Origin of the sequence: Phenylobacterium sp. Root700 (assembly GCF_001429025.1) — a bacterium.
Classification (GTDB): Bacteria; Pseudomonadota; Alphaproteobacteria; order Caulobacterales; family Caulobacteraceae; genus Phenylobacterium.
Map to the genome: position 1 here is coordinate 178888 of NZ_LMHT01000034.1, position 14398 is coordinate 193285.

At 67.1% G+C, this 14398-nt stretch carries 17 protein-coding genes and 2 pseudogenes; 8 read left to right on the forward strand and 11 right to left on the reverse strand.

The window, feature by feature from the left end; genetic code table 11:
• Both ASE02_RS23395 and ASE02_RS23400 read right to left on the reverse strand, forming a co-directional pair.
• Nucleotides 1-434 (reverse strand): annotated as a pseudogene (locus ASE02_RS23395) (hypothetical protein); the annotation flags it as partial.
• Nucleotides 435-732: 298 nt separating this feature from the next.
• Nucleotides 733-912 (reverse strand): annotated as a pseudogene (locus tag ASE02_RS23400) (hypothetical protein); the annotation flags it as partial.
• Nucleotides 913-1119: 207 nt separating this feature from the next.
• Between ASE02_RS23400 and ASE02_RS18605 the strand changes: the two are divergent.
• From ASE02_RS18605 to ASE02_RS18615, 3 genes are all read left to right on the forward strand, one after another.
• Nucleotides 1120-1959, forward strand: a complete 840-nt coding sequence (locus ASE02_RS18605; protein ID WP_056736176.1) for an alpha/beta fold hydrolase — start codon at nucleotides 1120-1122, stop codon at nucleotides 1957-1959.
• A gap of 174 nt (nucleotides 1960-2133) precedes the next feature.
• Nucleotides 2134-2694, forward strand: coding sequence for a hypothetical protein (locus tag ASE02_RS18610; protein ID WP_156406121.1), 561 nt, complete (start codon nucleotides 2134-2136; stop codon nucleotides 2692-2694).
• An 8-nt stretch (nucleotides 2695-2702) separates the two neighbouring features.
• Nucleotides 2703-3347, forward strand: a complete 645-nt coding sequence (locus tag ASE02_RS18615; protein ID WP_056736180.1) for an OmpA family protein — start codon at nucleotides 2703-2705, stop codon at nucleotides 3345-3347.
• Here the strand turns inward: ASE02_RS18615 and ASE02_RS18620 are convergent.
• Together ASE02_RS18620 and ASE02_RS18625 are read right to left on the reverse strand one after the other, a co-directional pair.
• The gene (locus ASE02_RS18620; RefSeq protein WP_056736181.1) at nucleotides 3344-3628 is read right to left on the reverse strand and encodes a hypothetical protein; all 285 of its coding nucleotides are present in this window, start codon (nucleotides 3626-3628) and stop codon (nucleotides 3344-3346) included. The two genes, ASE02_RS18615 and ASE02_RS18620, sit on opposite strands and share 4 nt — an antisense overlap.
• Before the next feature lie 116 nt (nucleotides 3629-3744).
• Nucleotides 3745-4038 (reverse strand): hypothetical protein, encoded by a 294-nt coding sequence (locus ASE02_RS18625; protein WP_156406122.1) that lies wholly within the window; start codon nucleotides 4036-4038, stop codon nucleotides 3745-3747.
• A gap of 209 nt (nucleotides 4039-4247) precedes the next feature.
• Here ASE02_RS18625 and ASE02_RS18630 point away from each other — a divergent pair, with 209 nt between their 5' ends.
• Nucleotides 4248-4997 (forward strand): LuxR C-terminal-related transcriptional regulator, encoded by a 750-nt coding sequence (locus ASE02_RS18630; protein ID WP_056736185.1) that lies wholly within the window; start codon nucleotides 4248-4250, stop codon nucleotides 4995-4997.
• A gap of 91 nt (nucleotides 4998-5088) precedes the next feature.
• Nucleotides 5089-5469 (forward strand): VOC family protein, encoded by a 381-nt coding sequence (locus ASE02_RS18635; protein WP_056736187.1) that lies wholly within the window; start codon nucleotides 5089-5091, stop codon nucleotides 5467-5469.
• A gap of 52 nt (nucleotides 5470-5521) precedes the next feature.
• On the opposite strand, the gene ASE02_RS18640 is transcribed toward ASE02_RS18635, so the two are convergent.
• Nucleotides 5522-6316, reverse strand: coding sequence for an enoyl-CoA hydratase/isomerase family protein (locus ASE02_RS18640; RefSeq protein ID WP_056736189.1), 795 nt, complete (start codon nucleotides 6314-6316; stop codon nucleotides 5522-5524).
• 83 nt (nucleotides 6317-6399) lie between these two features.
• On the opposite strand from ASE02_RS18640, the gene ASE02_RS18645 reads away from it, so the two are divergent.
• On the forward strand, nucleotides 6400-7011 hold the full coding sequence (locus tag ASE02_RS18645) for a bifunctional 2-polyprenyl-6-hydroxyphenol methylase/3-demethylubiquinol 3-O-methyltransferase UbiG (protein WP_056736191.1): 612 nt from the start codon (nucleotides 6400-6402) through the stop codon (nucleotides 7009-7011).
• Between the two features lie 145 nt (nucleotides 7012-7156).
• On the opposite strand, the gene ASE02_RS18650 is transcribed toward ASE02_RS18645, so the two are convergent.
• Nucleotides 7157-8191, reverse strand: a complete 1035-nt coding sequence (locus tag ASE02_RS18650) for a ribonucleotide-diphosphate reductase subunit beta (RefSeq protein WP_056736193.1) — start codon at nucleotides 8189-8191, stop codon at nucleotides 7157-7159.
• Between the two features lie 126 nt (nucleotides 8192-8317).
• Between ASE02_RS18650 and ASE02_RS18655 the strand changes: the two genes are divergently transcribed.
• The gene (locus tag ASE02_RS18655) at nucleotides 8318-8956 is read left to right on the forward strand and encodes a glutathione S-transferase family protein (RefSeq protein WP_056736195.1); all 639 of its coding nucleotides are present in this window, start codon (nucleotides 8318-8320) and stop codon (nucleotides 8954-8956) included.
• Between the two features lie 179 nt (nucleotides 8957-9135).
• Nucleotides 9136-10074 (forward strand): IS481 family transposase, encoded by a 939-nt coding sequence (locus ASE02_RS18660; protein ID WP_056736196.1) that lies wholly within the window; start codon nucleotides 9136-9138, stop codon nucleotides 10072-10074.
• A 94-nt stretch (nucleotides 10075-10168) separates the two neighbouring features.
• Here the strand turns inward: ASE02_RS18660 and ASE02_RS18665 are convergent, their stop codons facing one another.
• From ASE02_RS18665 to ASE02_RS23405, 5 genes are all read right to left on the reverse strand, one after another.
• Nucleotides 10169-11011 (reverse strand): lipid A-modifier LpxR family protein, encoded by an 843-nt coding sequence (locus tag ASE02_RS18665; protein WP_056736197.1) that lies wholly within the window; start codon nucleotides 11009-11011, stop codon nucleotides 10169-10171.
• A gap of 413 nt (nucleotides 11012-11424) precedes the next feature.
• Nucleotides 11425-12129 carry a hypothetical protein gene (locus tag ASE02_RS22480; protein WP_156406123.1) on the reverse strand — a complete coding sequence of 235 codons (705 nt, stop codon included), beginning with the start codon at nucleotides 12127-12129 and terminating at the stop codon, nucleotides 11425-11427.
• Nucleotides 12130-12325: 196 nt separating this feature from the next.
• On the reverse strand, nucleotides 12326-13279 hold the full coding sequence (locus ASE02_RS18670; protein ID WP_056736199.1) for a rhodanese-related sulfurtransferase: 954 nt from the start codon (nucleotides 13277-13279) through the stop codon (nucleotides 12326-12328).
• Nucleotides 13280-13423: 144 nt separating this feature from the next.
• On the reverse strand, nucleotides 13424-13897 hold the full coding sequence (gene greA, locus ASE02_RS18675; protein WP_056736201.1) for a transcription elongation factor GreA: 474 nt from the start codon (nucleotides 13895-13897) through the stop codon (nucleotides 13424-13426).
• A 243-nt stretch (nucleotides 13898-14140) separates the two neighbouring features.
• On the reverse strand, nucleotides 14141-14329 hold the full coding sequence (locus tag ASE02_RS23405) for an oxidoreductase-like domain-containing protein (protein WP_156406124.1): 189 nt from the start codon (nucleotides 14327-14329) through the stop codon (nucleotides 14141-14143).
• Nucleotides 14330-14398: the final 69 nt, after the last annotated feature.

The window sequence follows — 14398 nt, forward strand, 5'->3', positions numbered from 1 at the left end:
GCATCTGGTGAGCGGCGGGCCCCAGGGCGGTGTTGCAGGCGGCCAAGGCGGCGCTTCAGTTCGGTGATCCTGGCGCGGTTGGTCAGGGCGCCCGAGCCCTCGGCCAGCATCATCACCTGGTCGGTGAACCAGTCCTCGCGGTCCTCGCAGGCCTGGGCGATCTCGGCGGCGAAGACCGGCTGCTTGCCGACCCAGGCGTAGAGGGTCGTGGCGCACGGCATGTCCGGGCGCCGCGCGAGGCTGGCCAAGGACGCGCCCTGGCGGATTTCGTCGGCGATGAACTGGGTCAAGTCTGGTGTGCAGGCGCCGAGCGCGCGGCGTCGGCGGCGGCCGATCCGCAGGGCGATGACCAGCGCCTGGTCGAACTGCGGCTCCGTCCGCCGCCAGCGGGCGACCACGCCGCGCGACGGCAGGCCGGCGGCGGACTTGAGCATGGTCGCCAACGGCTCGCCCCGAGACGCGCACCACGATGGCGTCGGCCAGGGCGAGGTCGAAAGCCCGCCAGCGACCCCGCCGCCCCTGGTCGCGGGCCGCCGCGCCGATCTGCTTCAGGCGATGGATCTCCTCGGCGAACGGCGCCTGCGTGGCGCGCCAATAGGCGTAGAGGCGGCGGCTGGGCATGGCGCGGTCGCGCAGGATCTGGGTGATCGGCTCGCCGGCCCGCAACCGCGTCAGCAGGGCCTGGCCTTTGGCCTCATTGAACGCGCCGTGGCGGATGAACGCGCCGCGACGCCGGGCGGCGGCGAGCTCGGCGGCGAAGCCCGGCTCGGCCCGCTCCCAGGCATGGACGCTGGCGTAGGATGGCATGCCCGGCTCGGCGCAAATGTTAGCGAGGGTTTCGCCGGCGGCGAGTCGGGTCAGAAGGTCTTGGCGGGCGTGGGGGTCGGTGTGCCGGTAGGCGCGCGCGGGCATTGGGCGAGCGTAGCACGGTCGGGGGTTGGCCGGAACATTTGGAGAACATTTATCTCGGGCCGCACCGCAGGATGTCGAGCAGCTCGGCTCTTGGGATGCGGCGGGATGTCCGATTTTCGTCGCCGTTGTGGACAGCGAAAACGTCTGCTCCTGGTAGGGCCCGGTCGAAATTTCGCGCCTCAAACACGTCACTGCTAAGCTACGTGGATGAACGACATTCTTTACACGCCTTCCGGGGTTCGTCTTCGCCGGCGCGTTTCGGGACCGGGACCACTCAACTGGCTCCTCTTGCCGGGGGGACCGGGAATTGGCTCGGAGAGCCTTCACGAGCTTGCAGATACGATGAACGTACCGGGTTCCGTCTGGATGGTTGATCTCCCAGGTGACGGCTCGAATCGCACGCCCCCAGGCGCGCCGGACGACATCTTCTCAGTGTGGCCACGAGCTGTGCTTGAAGCAGCCCAGGCTTTGCCTGACGTCGTGTTCGTCGGCCATTCGACCGGGGGGATGTACCTGCTCGATACGCCCGAGCTGGCGCCGCTGCTGAGAGGCTTGGCGTTGGTTGACACCGCTCCTGACGCCAAATGGCATCCGCACTTTGTGGCGATGACGCAGGCGTTTCCACTGCCCGACGTCGAGGCCGCGAGCGCGGTCTACGAAGCCGACCGATGCGACTCAAACATCGCCGCCGTCACGGTAGCCGCGGCGCCCTGGAATTTCACCGCGGCGGGCGTGGCCGCTGGGCGAGAACTGCTCGCGAGGATGCCGTATAACAGCGCGGCGGTAGATTGGTCAGAGGCCCACTTCGACGACGTCTATGAGGCGCGCTGGTGGCCCGAAACCTTCCCGGTGCTTCGCATCGCGGGAGAAAACGATCGCATTGTCTGGCAAGGCGGTTGGAAGGCGCCACGCTTCCAGACCGCCAACGTTATTGAGCAAACCATTCCCGGCGGCGGTCACTTTCCCTGGATCGAGAATCCCGTAGCGGTGCGTCGGGCGTTTGCAGAATTCACGGCGAAAATCGCCGCTGGACGCGAAGTCCGCTAACCAACCATCTGAGGCTCTTAGAGCTTCTGCCTCGTGGACAGCGTCAATTTTCGCCACTCAGCATTGCACCACAGCATAAAAACCGCCGGTTTTTTGGCAACCAGTTACCACCTAGGGGCGTTTTTCGGACCTGTGGCCTTGTTCCGGCTGGGCGTTGTTGTTGGGGTTATCAGTATGGCGTCGCGTTCTGTTTGGGTGGTGTTGAGCCTGGGCTCGGCGCTGGCTTTGGCCGCCTGCGGGGAGAAATCCGCCGAGGGCGGGGCGCCGGGGGCGGTCGCGGCGGCGGGGGCTGGTCCTGAGGCGAAGGCCCAGGCCGAAGACGTGCGGGCGGCGGCCAAGGAGAGCGTGATTGCGCGGGGCATGACCTCGCACGGGACGGCCGAGGCCCAGGTGGTGGAGGCCGTGCGGCAGAACGGCATCCTGACGCTGAAGATCCGCTTTGGGCCCGTGCGGGCGCCGGGCGGCGGGACCGATTTCCACACGCTCTACGGCAATCCCAAGAAGGCCCAGGAAGAGATCGCCGTGGTGGCGGGGGATCGGAAATACTTCCTGCTGACCGACGCCGACGGCATGCCGCTGACGCCGCCGGACATGATGGTCAAGGTGACCAAGGACGCGCCGCTGGCCGGCACCTGGTGGGGCAAGTTCCCGGCCCCGCCGGCCGAGATCAAGACCGTCAGCCTGACCCTTCCCGAGGTCGAGGCGATCGAGAACATCCCCTTAAGCGACCGCTGAGGCCTGTGATGACGCGCATCTGCGCCCTGGCCGTCGCGGGCCTTTTCGTCGCCTTGCCGGCCGCCGCCGAGCCGTGGGGGCCGCTGGATGGGAGCAGTCCGCGGGCTGATGCGGCGGCGCGGGCGGCTCTGGCCAGGGGACGGGTCGATGTGCTGAAGGCGCGGGTCGATCCGCTGACCGGCTTGCAGCAGGCGACGAGCGGCCGCTCCGAGCCGTTGGCGAACCTGGCCTCCGATCTCAGCAGCCGGTTCCCGGGGCTGGGCGCCAGGGTCGAGGGCGAGCAGCTGCGGCTGAACCTGCAGAGCGACGTGCTGTTCGACTTCGACAAGGCCGATATCCGCCAGGACGCCCTGCCGGTGCTGGACGCCATCGCGGCCGGGGCGGGGAAGCTGGGGAAGCTGGGGAAGCCGATCGCGGTGGAGGGCCATACCGACGCCAAGGGCTCGGACGCCTATAATCAGGGCCTGTCGGAACGCCGGGCCAAGGCGGTGGAGGCGGCGTTGAAGGCGCGGCTGGGCGGCGCAGCCGGGGCGCTGACCGCGCGGGGCTTTGGCGCCCAGCGGCCGGTGGCGGCGAACGTCAAGGCCGACGGGTCCGACGACCCGGCGGGGCGCCAGCGCAACCGGCGGGTCGAGATCGTGATCGGCGGCTAAACGGCGGGGAGCGACCGGCTGGGGCAGAAGAAGACCAGCTTGAAGTCCTTTGGATCGGTGTAGCCGCCGGCCGTGTGCGAGCGCGTCGACAGGGCCGGCGCATGCCCGACCAAGCCGAAGGGCGCGCCGCTCACGCCCGAGGCCTGGCAAGAGGGAGCAGGTTGGGCGCCGAGATCCTGGCCCGGCGCCGACAGTTCGCCATCGGCCGCGCGCGCGGCGCCGGCGGCGGCGATCGCCGCCACGCAGGCGGCGGTCTGGATCAACAGGGTCAGTCTGGTCATGTTCAGCCCCTTTCGATGAATGGTGGCTGCGGCGCCGGGATCAGGGGACGCCCGGCTCAGCCCGGTGGGGACCGGGCCGGGCGTTCGCCCTGACGTCGGCGCCTGGTGTTGGAACCTTATTCGGGCTCTGGCTCCGCGTGCGGATTACAGGCGTCCCCGGGGTTGAAGTAGCGCGCCACGATGTCGAAGAGCTGCATCGTATGCCCGTAGTTCTGAGTCTTTCCCGCCGGGTTGCCCGGAGCCCCTTCGGGGATGTCGTTCAGCCCTGAAAACGCGCAGATCGAGTTGGCGTGCGCGGGGCCGGCGGTGTCCTTGCCGGTTCCCGTGACTTCACCGGCGAAGGCCGGCGCGGCGCTCAAGGCGGCCGCGGCGGCGCAGGCCGCCATCGTGACGAACGGAGCAGTTCTCATCATCTCAATCACCGTTGCTCGACAACCGGCGGCGATCCCGCCAAGCGACCAGCAGGCGCCCGTTTACGCAGGCCCGTCATCCCGCAATTGAGGGATGATACGGCTCTATTTGACCGTGCGAAAACTTGCCTGGCCCCGGCGCTGCAGTAACCTCGCCGCCAGTGTAACCAGCGTCAGACGTTGTTTTCACCTGAGCGGGGTCGCGGCCCATGATCAACGCAGAGGGCCGGCGCGCCACGATTGCGAAGACGCCTGCGCGCGGGGCGCCCGATCGAACTTGGCGTGCGCCCGAGCCGCGGACGTTCGACAACCCCGCCCCTGACAACCCCGCCGCCGTCGTCGGCCAACCGGCCCTGGCCAAACAAGGGGCGCTGCTGATCGGGGCGGCGTTTGGGGCGCTGGGCCTGGCCGCCTTCATCTGCGACGGCTTGGCGCTGGTCCGTGTGCTGACGCCGGTGGCGCAGTCGGCCCTGGAGGCCGGGCGTATCCGGCTGGTGAACGGCCACCTCTCGGCGCCGGCGCATTACGACTGCGCCGAGATGGAGGCCGCCATCGCGGCGGCCGCCTCGTCCGACCTGGCCGGACCTGAACCGACGACGCGGACCGTCGTGAACCGCGACCTGCGTGAGCTCGCCCGCGTGCAGGTCATCGACGTGATCACCCTGCCGCGCCAGGCCTCGCCGCTCAGCTTCGAGCCGCGGGCGGTGGTGGTGTTGCGCGGCGGGGAGCGCAATCAGGTCGAGCTGGAGGCCATATTGATCCGCGCCTTCGGATTGACCCCGGCCGAGGCGCAGGTCGGCGCCCTGCTGACCCTGGGCGAACCGCGCGAGATGATCGCGGCGGCGCGCGGCGCCTCGCTGCAGACCGTCCGCAGCCAGATCAAGAGCATCTTCGCCAAGCTGAGCGTGACCCGCGAGCGCGAGCTGGTGTCGTTGCTGACCAAGATCACCCAGCGTTGAGCTTGCACAGGGGTCAGGCTGGAGTGCTATGGCGTCTGGGACAGGCCGCGCGCCGGCCGCGTCGATCAAGAACAAGTAAGAGGAAAGCCAGATGTTTTCACACGTGATGGTCGGGACCAACGACCTGGCCAAGGCCAAGGGTTTTTATGACGCGGTGCTGGGCACGCTGAACGTGCCGCCGTCGTTCATCGACGGGCACCGGATGTTCTACATGACCAAGAGCGGCGTGTTCGGCGTGTCTGAGCCGATCAACGGCGAGCCGGCCTGCCACGCCAACGGCGCCACCATCGGCTTCGCCTGCGAGTCGAGCGAACAGGCCGACGCCTGGCACGCGGCCGGCGTGGCCAATGGCGGCACCACCTGCGAGGATCCGCCCGGCGTGCGCGCCGGCGGCATGGGCAAGATGTACCTGGCCTATCTGCGCGACCCGGACGGCAACAAGCTGTGCGCCATGCACCGCATGCCCGCCTAGGGCCAAGTCTTCCGCGCCGCCGGTCGCAAGGGCCGGCGGCGCGGGATCTGGGCTAGCGGCCGATGAAGACCGGCTTGCGCTTTTCGAGGAAGGCCCTGCGGGCCTCCTTGCCGTCCTGGCTGCCGAAGGCGCGGCCGATGTTGGAGACCTCGTAGCGGAGCTGCTGCTCCATATCGTGGGACTCGTAGGACTTCACGATGCCGCGCTTGAGCAGGCGCAGGGTGATCGGCGACCACTCGCAGAGCTGGGCGCAATACTCGGCCAGGCGCTCGGTGAACTGATCGTCGGAGACGACCTCGCCGGCCATGCCCCAGTCGACGGCCTGCTGGCCGGTCAGGGTGCGGTTCTCCATCATGAAGCGCATGGCGCGCTCATAGCCCATGGCCTGCGGGAGGGTGATGGTGAGGCCGGCGTCCGGCGAGCCGCCGATGCGGGTGTAGCCGGCCATCAGCCGCGCGCTGGAGGCGATCAGCCGCACGTCGGTGGCCATGGCTAGGCCGAGGCCCGCGCCGACCGCCACGCCGTTGATGCCGCCGACCACCGGCTTGTCGCAACGCTTGCGGGTGGCGAGCACGAACTGGCCGACCCAGCTGATGTCGTCCAGTTGGGCGGTCATCGGCGGGGCGGGATGGAAGGGCTCGGCGCCCGAGAGGTCCAGGCCCGCGCAGAAGGCGTCGCCCGAGCCGGTCACCGCCACCACCCAGACATTGTCGTCGCGCGCGGCCTCGTCGATGGCCGCGACGATCCCCCAGGCCAGCTGCTGGCTCAGCGCGTTCTTCTTCTCCGGACGGTTCAGGCGGATGGTCCGCACGTGGCCGGCGTCGGAAACCTCGACGAGATTGGTCATGGCGTATTCCCCCTGTTGTCGTGATCGGCGTTGACGACAGAATGGACGGGGTGGGAGGTGGAGGCCAGCCCGAAGGAGCCGACATGACCGCCCAGCCGCCCTTGCACGACGCCGACACCCTGGCCTTCTACGACCGCGAGGCGAGCGCCTATGCGGCGCGAACCCAGGCCGAGCCGACGCGGCTGCGCGACTTCCTGATGACCCTGCGGCCGCGCGCCAAGATCCTGGAGCTGGGCTGCGGCGGCGGGCGCGACGCCGAGTTCATGCTGGCGGCCGGCTTCGAGGTCACCCCGACCGACGGCTCGAGCGGGCTGGCCGCGCAGGCGGAGGCCCGGCTGGGCCAGCCGGTACGGGTGATGCGGTTCGAGGAGCTGGAGGAGGTCGCCGCCTATGACGGCGTCTGGGCCAACGCCTGCCTGCTGCATGTGCCCGAGGAGGGCCTGGCCGACGTGCTCACGCGCATCCACCGGGCGCTGAAGCCGGGCGGGCGGTTCTATGCGGGGTTCAAGTCCGGCGACGGCGGGGATCGCGACAGCCTGGGCCGGTACTACAATTTCCCGAGCGAGGAGCGGCTGCGGGCGGCCTATGGCGCGGCGGGAGCCTGGGCGCCGCTGGACGTCACCACCGGCCAGGGCGGCGGCTTCGACGGCGTGCCGCGGACCTGGCTGCACGTGCTGGCGGTGAAGGGGGCCTAGATCCTCCCCTCAATGCTTCGTCATGGCCGGCCGCTTGCGCTGGCCATCCATAGACTCCGAGGTCGGAGTTTTCCCCGAGGGGTTTGTGTTTATGGGTCCCCGGGACAAGCCCGGGGATGACGAGCAGATAGGGTTGAGAGCCGCTCTACTCCGCCGGGACGTCGCTGCGCTTGGCGAGGGTCTTGTCGAAGGCGGCCCAGACGCCGGCGTCGCCGTGCCATTGGCCCTTGGTCGCGGCCTTGGAGTATTCGGTCGAACGGGCCTCGAAGAAGTTGGCGTGCTCGACGCCCGACAGCATCGATTGCAGCCAGGGCAGCGGGTTCTCGCGGACGCCGCCGTAGACCTCCGGCAGGCCCAGCTGGCGCAGGCGCCAGTCGGCGATGAAGCGGATGTAGTTCTTGATGTCGTCGGGGGTCATGCCCTGGACCTCGCCAGCGTTGAACGCCAGGTCGATGAAGGCGTCTTCCAGGCCCACCACCGTCTTGCAGCAGTCGATGATGTCGTCGGCCACCGACTTGGTCACCGCGCCGGTCTCGGCGTTGAAGGCATGGTAGAGCTTGATGATGCCTTCGCAGTGCAGGCTCTCGTCGCGCACCGACCACGAGACGATCTGGCCCATGCCCTTCATCTTGTTGTGGCGCGGGAAGTTCAGCAGCATCGCGAAGCTGGCGAACAGCTGCAGGCCCTCGGTGAAGCCGCCGAACATGGCCAGCGTGCGGGCGATGTCGGCGTTCGAATCGACGCCGAACTTCTGCATGTAGTCGTGCTTGTCGCGCATCTCCTGGTAATCCAGGAAGGCCGTGAACTCGCTGTCGGGCATGCCGATGGTTTCGAGCAGCAGGGCGTAGGCCGCGATGTGGATCGTCTCCATGTTGGAGAACGAGGCCAGCATCATCTTCACCTCGGTGGGTTTGAAGACGCGGCTGTAGCGTTCCATGTAGTTGTCGTTCACCTCAACGTCCGATTGGGTGAAGAACCGGAAGATCTGGGTGAGGAGATTGCGCTCCTTGTCGTTGAGCTTGGCGGCCCAATCCTTGAGGTCCTCGCCCAGCGGCACCTCTTCGGGCATCCAGTGGACCTGCTGTTGCTTCTTCCAGAAGTCGTAGGCCCACGGATAGCGGAACGGCTTGTAGGCGAACGACGGCGTGAGCAGGCCTGGCAGGGTGGATTTGGCGGTCACGGCGGGCTTTCCAACTGGACGGATTCGGACGAGAGCGATGCTAGCTTAACGCACCATTCACCAACATCTAGTGCCGACTTGCCCCCTAGACCCAAGATGTTGTGAACGGCCTGGGGAGAAAACCGGATGTCGAAGCTAACCCTTTATGGCGCAAAAGGTTCTGGCGCGGTCGCGGTCGAGGCCGCCTTGCGGCTGATCGGCCAGGACTACGATCTGATCGAATCCTACACCTTCGACCCCGATGACCGCGAGAGCGGCGACAAGGTGTTGGCGGCCAATCCCATGCGGCAAGTTCCCGCACTGGTGCTGGCCGGCGGCGAGGTGGTCACCGAAAGCGCCGCGATCCTGACCTGGCTGGCCGAGCAGCATCCGCAGGCCAGGCTCTGCCCCCTGCCCGGCGCGCCTGGCCGCGCGCAGTTCCTGCGCTGGATGAGCTTTGTCTCCAGCGCGATCTATTCGCTCTATTGGGTGAAGGACGATCCGTCCCGGCTGGTCCCCGATCCCGCCGGCCATAGGGCGCTGGAAGAGCGAGTGATGGACCGCATCGCCGAGTGCTGGGGGATGATGGAGCGGCAGGCGGCGCCGGGCCGCTACATCCTGGGCGAGGAGCTCAGCGTGCTCGATCTCTATGTCGCGGTGGTCTCGCGGTTCCGACCCCGGCGCGAGCGGTTCTACGCGGTCGCGCCGAGAATGGGCGAGGTGGTCCGGCGCGTCGACGCGGACCCGCGGCTGGCGGCGCTGTGGGTGGAGCGGATGGGCGGCTGACTTTTGCTAGGATGTCATCCCGGTTTCGGCCGCAGGCCGAAGACCGGGACCCGTTAGCGCCGCCTGGGAGGTCGAGGCGCGGACCGTGCTAGATGTCGAAACTATGAAGGTTGTTCACCCGGGGGCGGGTTGAGAGAGTGGTGTTGCGACACTCCAACCTCTGAACCGGGAGCCCCCGGATGAACATGCACAAGAATGCGCGCCTGACGCCCGTTGGTCGAGCCTTGCTGGCCGGTCGCGTTGAGCGTGGCTGGACGGTGAAGGCGGCTGCGGGAGCGGCCGGCGTTTCCAGAAGAACAGCGCAAAAGTGGCTGGGTCGGCATCGGCTGGGCGGCGAGCGAAGGCATCACGACCGCAGCTCGGCGCCGGGACGATGTCCGCGCCGGACGCCGGCGGAGCAGGTGGCGCGGATCGAGGCCCTGAGGCGTGAGCATCTGACCGGACCGGTGATCGCCACGCGGCTGGGCATGGCCCGCTCGACGGTGGGGGTGATCCTGCGGCGGCTGGGGCTGGGCAAGCTGAAGGCGCTGGAGCCCAGAGCGCCGGTGGTCCGCTACGAGCGCTCGGCGCCGGGCGAGATGATCCACCTCGACATCAAGAAGCTGGGCCGTTTCGCCGTCGAAGGCCATCGGATCACCGGTGATCGCCAGGCGGGCCGCTCGCGCAAGGCCGGCTGGGACTTCCTGCACGTCTGCGTCGATGACGCCTCGCGCCTGGCCTACACCGAGATCCTGCCCAGCGAGGGCCAGCACGACACCACCGCCTTCCTCGAGCGGGCGCTGGCCTGGCTGGGCCGCCATGGCGTCAACGTCGAGCGGGTGATGACCGACAACGGCTCGGCCTATCGCAGCAAGCTCTTCGCCGCCGCCCTCCGGCAGGCCGGGGCCAGGCACGTCCGCACCCGGCCCTACACGCCTCGCACCAACGGCAAGGCCGAGCGCTTCATCCAGACCAGCCTGCGGGAATGGGCCTACGCTAGGCCGTACGCCTCATCAGACCAGCGAGCCGCCGCCATCGGCCCGTGGACTGACAACTACAACACCGCCCGACCTCACGCCGGCATCAACGGTCTCACACCCTGGCAGCGTGTGAACAACCTTCTTGGAAACGACAGTTAGATCACGCCCATCCGGTGTTCATGGGTCCCGGCCTTCCGCTGCGCTCCAGCCGGGATGACAGCTGTTGGCGGAGTTGCGAGGCGGCGGAGGGACCTTACTTCTGCGGCTTGATCGACAGGGAGAAGGCCAGCATCGAGTCTTCCTTGGTCTGCTGGCCGAAGACCATGTGCTCGCCCTTCACCTCGCGGTGGATGTAGCCGAGCGAGGTCTGCATCGCGCCCTTGCGCCAGCCGACCCCGACATGGGCGTCGCCGATCAGGGCGCTGGCCTTGTCGGTGGTCCAGCCGTCGCGGTCCCAGCCGTTGTCGCCGTGCAGCAGGTTCATGCCCACCGCCCGGCCGCTGGCCGCGGCGAACAGATACCAGCGGCCCTGGTCGCCATAGGCCGCGCCGTCGCGCACGCCCAGATCGTTCAGCCGGTCGACCGCCGCGTCGTCGCGCTTCTGGCCGACGGTCAGCATGGCCCCGGCCTCGGCCTGGCCGCCGCCGTTGGCGACGCCGATCCCGGTGTGGGGCGTCAGATTGACGTCATAGGCGCCGGCCTCGAAGCGCACGGGCGCCCAATCGCGGGTGACGGCGATCTCATAGGCGTCGGCGTCGAACTGGGCGGCGCGGTTGTCGAGGTTCTGCGGCAGGCCGCTGGGAGAGCGCAGGGAGCCGCCGACGCTGAGCCGCAGCGAGTCGACCGCGCCGGTCTTGGTCTGGCCGAGTTTCAGCTCATTGGTCCGCCAACGGACGAGGCCGCCATCGGGCCGGGCCTGCTCGCGATCGATCAGTTTCGAGAAGTCGTCGCCCGCCGGCGCGCGGGGCGCGAAATCGGGTGCGAAGGCGGCGTCTCTCAGCCGCGAGGCGCCGGTCGCCGGCGACATATCCTGCGCGGCGACACCCGTCGCGGCGCAACAACCAAAGGCGATGGCCAGCCCAGCCAACAGCCTCATGATGAACCTCCCATGCCGCATCATTACGCGTGCGGCTCTACAAGCATCCTTCCATGATGGTGCGATGACGCAATGGAAAATCCGTTCACAAATGTGGGTTTAGACGAGTTCACATCTAAGTTGATCGACCCGGCGGCGGACTTCCGTGCCAGTTCGGCACAGAGCGCCGGTTTGGGGCGCGGAGCCCGTCGGATCGCCGGGTGAGGCGCGCCTCAGCGGCCCTCCGCGCATCCGGAACACTTGCGGTCATGCGGCGCCACGACAGAGCTGGGATCGTAGCGGAAGTTAACACCGCCTACTTCGCGCGAGCTTGTTCACCCTGCTCTTCCACCTTCGGCTCGACGTCGGCTGTCCGCCTAGTCGCCTGACGCCAATGTCCGCTGTTGCGCTGGACGGACCGGACCGCGCGTAGGTCATTGCGTCCAGCGTTCCAATTTTTGAGCGACATCCATCATTGTTTGATCACCTGGGCGGTGCGGTTCCTCCCACCAGTTCATTGCCACCAGCGCAGTCCTGTAGCGCGCCGCGCCATTGCAGTAGCCTGATCGACACGAATAGAGAGGAGAAGGCAACTTGCCGCCGAGTAGAACGATTGCGCCTCCATAGGCGATATCTGACATCGCAAGGCGCTCTTCCGACTTGAGTTCAGGAACTTGCTGCCGGGTTATTGAAATTGGCGGTAGCAAATTCGACGCGACGGAAAATTCTCCAATCGCGGCAGCGGGCTGGTGCGATGCTGCCATCCGAACCCTCGTACCTTCGCCCAACCGGGGACACTCGCCGTCCTTGGGGGGGAGGGTCACAAACGCAACGCCATTGCCGCCGAAGCTCGGGAAGCAGGCTTCACCCGCGGGAATGATGAGCTTGAAATCTGGAAACGTCGCCTCGATGCGTTCGGCAGGTCGCGGGCGATCCTCCCAGCTCTGCCATCCCCACATCGTGACCGCAGCGGCCACTCCCAGGGACGCGAGAAGCAGTCCCACAAGCGGACGACTGATCACATAGCAGCCGATCGATGTAACTGCGGAAGCCAGCAATACGAGGAGCATGTGTAGTGCGAGCTCGCTTTGCCCAAACGACGCCGCCGCGGGCAAAAAGAAGAAGGCCACGGCGTGCAAGGCCAGTAGTCCAGCGAATGCAAGATGGCCGACTAATCTAAGGTTCACGCCCGCACCCTCGCCTTGATCAAGTCAACTAATGCTACCACGGATGTCCCCAAGTCTTCACTCAGGGTCCGCAGCGGGCAATGTCCTGGCCTTGCTGGGTCCGCTTCTGGGGACGATGCCAACTTCCGCTCCTGGCGCCAGGCGGAGGCTAGCGATCTGGCTTGGCCGGTGGCCCGCTGGCGAAGTGGTCGACGCCACGTGAAGCGGCCAGGGCGACCTGGCGCTGACGCTCGGCGTAGCCCGTCCGTTGTTGCGCGTCCCGCTCGCCATGGCAGGCTGGGCAGCTGACGCCGTCTTCAAAGAGCGGCGAGGCGCGCTCCTGCGGCGTTACGGGCATGCGGCAGGCGCGGCACAGCACATGGGTTCCCGGCGCAAGACCAGGGCCGAGCGCCACGCGCTGGTCGAAGACGAAGCATTCGCCCTGCCAAAGGCTGGTCGGCTCGCTCGCCGTCTCCAGGTATTTCAAGACGCCGCCGTCGAGGTGATAGACGGCGTCCAACCCTTCCGACTTCAGGAAGGCGGTCGCCTTCTCGCAGCGGATTCCACCGGTGCAGAACATGGCGATCTTCGGCGACGTCCGCCCATCCAGCAGGGCCTCGCGGTTGGCGCGGAACCAGCCTGGAAACTCCCGAAAACTACGCGTCCCTGGGTTCACGGCGCCGGCGAAGGTGCCGATCCTGACCTCGTAGTCATTGCGCGTATCGATGACGAGCGTGTCCGGCTCGCTGATCAGGGTGTTCCAGTCGTCGGCCGACAAATAGTGTCCGGCCTCCAGGGGATCGATGTGCGGCTGCCCCATGGTGACGATCTCGCGCTTGATGCGGACCTTCATTCTGTAGAACGGCATGACCGCAGCGCGGGAGATCTTCACCGATAGGCGCTCGCAACCGGGCAGCGTGCGGATATAGGCCAGCGCCGCATCGATCCCGTCTGGCGTTCCCGCGATGGTGCCGTTGACGCCCTCCGGCGCCAGCAGCAGCGTGCCCTTGATCCCGTGCTCGGCGCAGACGCCCGCCAATCCATCGCGCAGCTGCTCGCAATCGCTGAACGGCGAGAACCGGTAAAGGGCGGCGACACATACAGGCAGGTGGTGCTCGGTCATTTCGCGGCACCGTTGTCAGGTTAGCGGCCTAAGGGGAAGCAGCGCCGACCGGAAAATTTGGTCATAGGTCGCCTGCGAGACCTATCGAGAGCCGGCTCGACCGCCTGTGATTCATCTAGGGTTCGGAGTGTCCTCCTTAGTGAATCAAATCCACTCCACCTTCGTGATCTCGTACGCTTTCAAGCCACCGGGACTTGTCACCTCGACGAGGTCGCCGCTCTCCTTGCCGATCATCGCGCGGGCGATGGGGGAGGTGATCGAAACGCGGCCCGCCTTCACATCCGCCTCATGCTCACCCACGATCTGGTAGCGAGCCGGCTCCTCTGTATCTTGGTCGATCATGGAGACGGTGGCCCCGAACTTGATCTGGCTTCCGGACAGCTTCGTGACGTCAATGACCTGCGCGCGCGCGATCATGTCGCCAATCTGAACAATTTGTCCTTCGATCCACCCCTGCCGATCCTTTGCGGCATGGTACTCGGCGTTCTCCTTCAGGTCGCCGTGGAGGCGCGCCTCCCCGATAGCGACGGTTACGGCGGGCCGCTCGATCGTCGTAAGCCGCTTCAAGTCTTCGTCCAGGGCGCGATAGCCTTGAGACGTCATAGGCACTTTATCCATAGCGATTGGTGACTCGCGGTCGCTCTAGTGGAAATTTGGAGAACTCGGACGGAAGGCGCAGACGTCCCCTGCGGGGTAGGGATGGTGATCCACGGCTTGAGTATTTAGTCGGTGGCCTTGGCTAGTTAGCACGACTACCGCCGGGAAGGCCGCCGATGTCTCATCCCAAACGCCCTGCTCTCCGCACAGACGCCAACTTCCGCTTCTGGCGGCGCGTAGCTGACCTATCGCCCGGCGTCGACGCTAGCGGGCGGGCGGCGAGTGCTGGCCGAGAATGGCGTCGGGATCGGCTCCCATCTTGCGAACCCGATCACACCATCGGTCTAGGGCGCGCTCATAGTAGTCGAAGATGCAAGGGTCGCAGCCGCGTCGGCAGCACTCGTCCTCGTGAGGGCGAGTAGGCGGCGGAGGGATGCTTGAGGCGGTGCTCACCGCCGAGGATCTAGTCGCCTTTCCGGGCCATGACCAGGTCGCGCCGCGCGTTCGAGGGACGCCAATGTC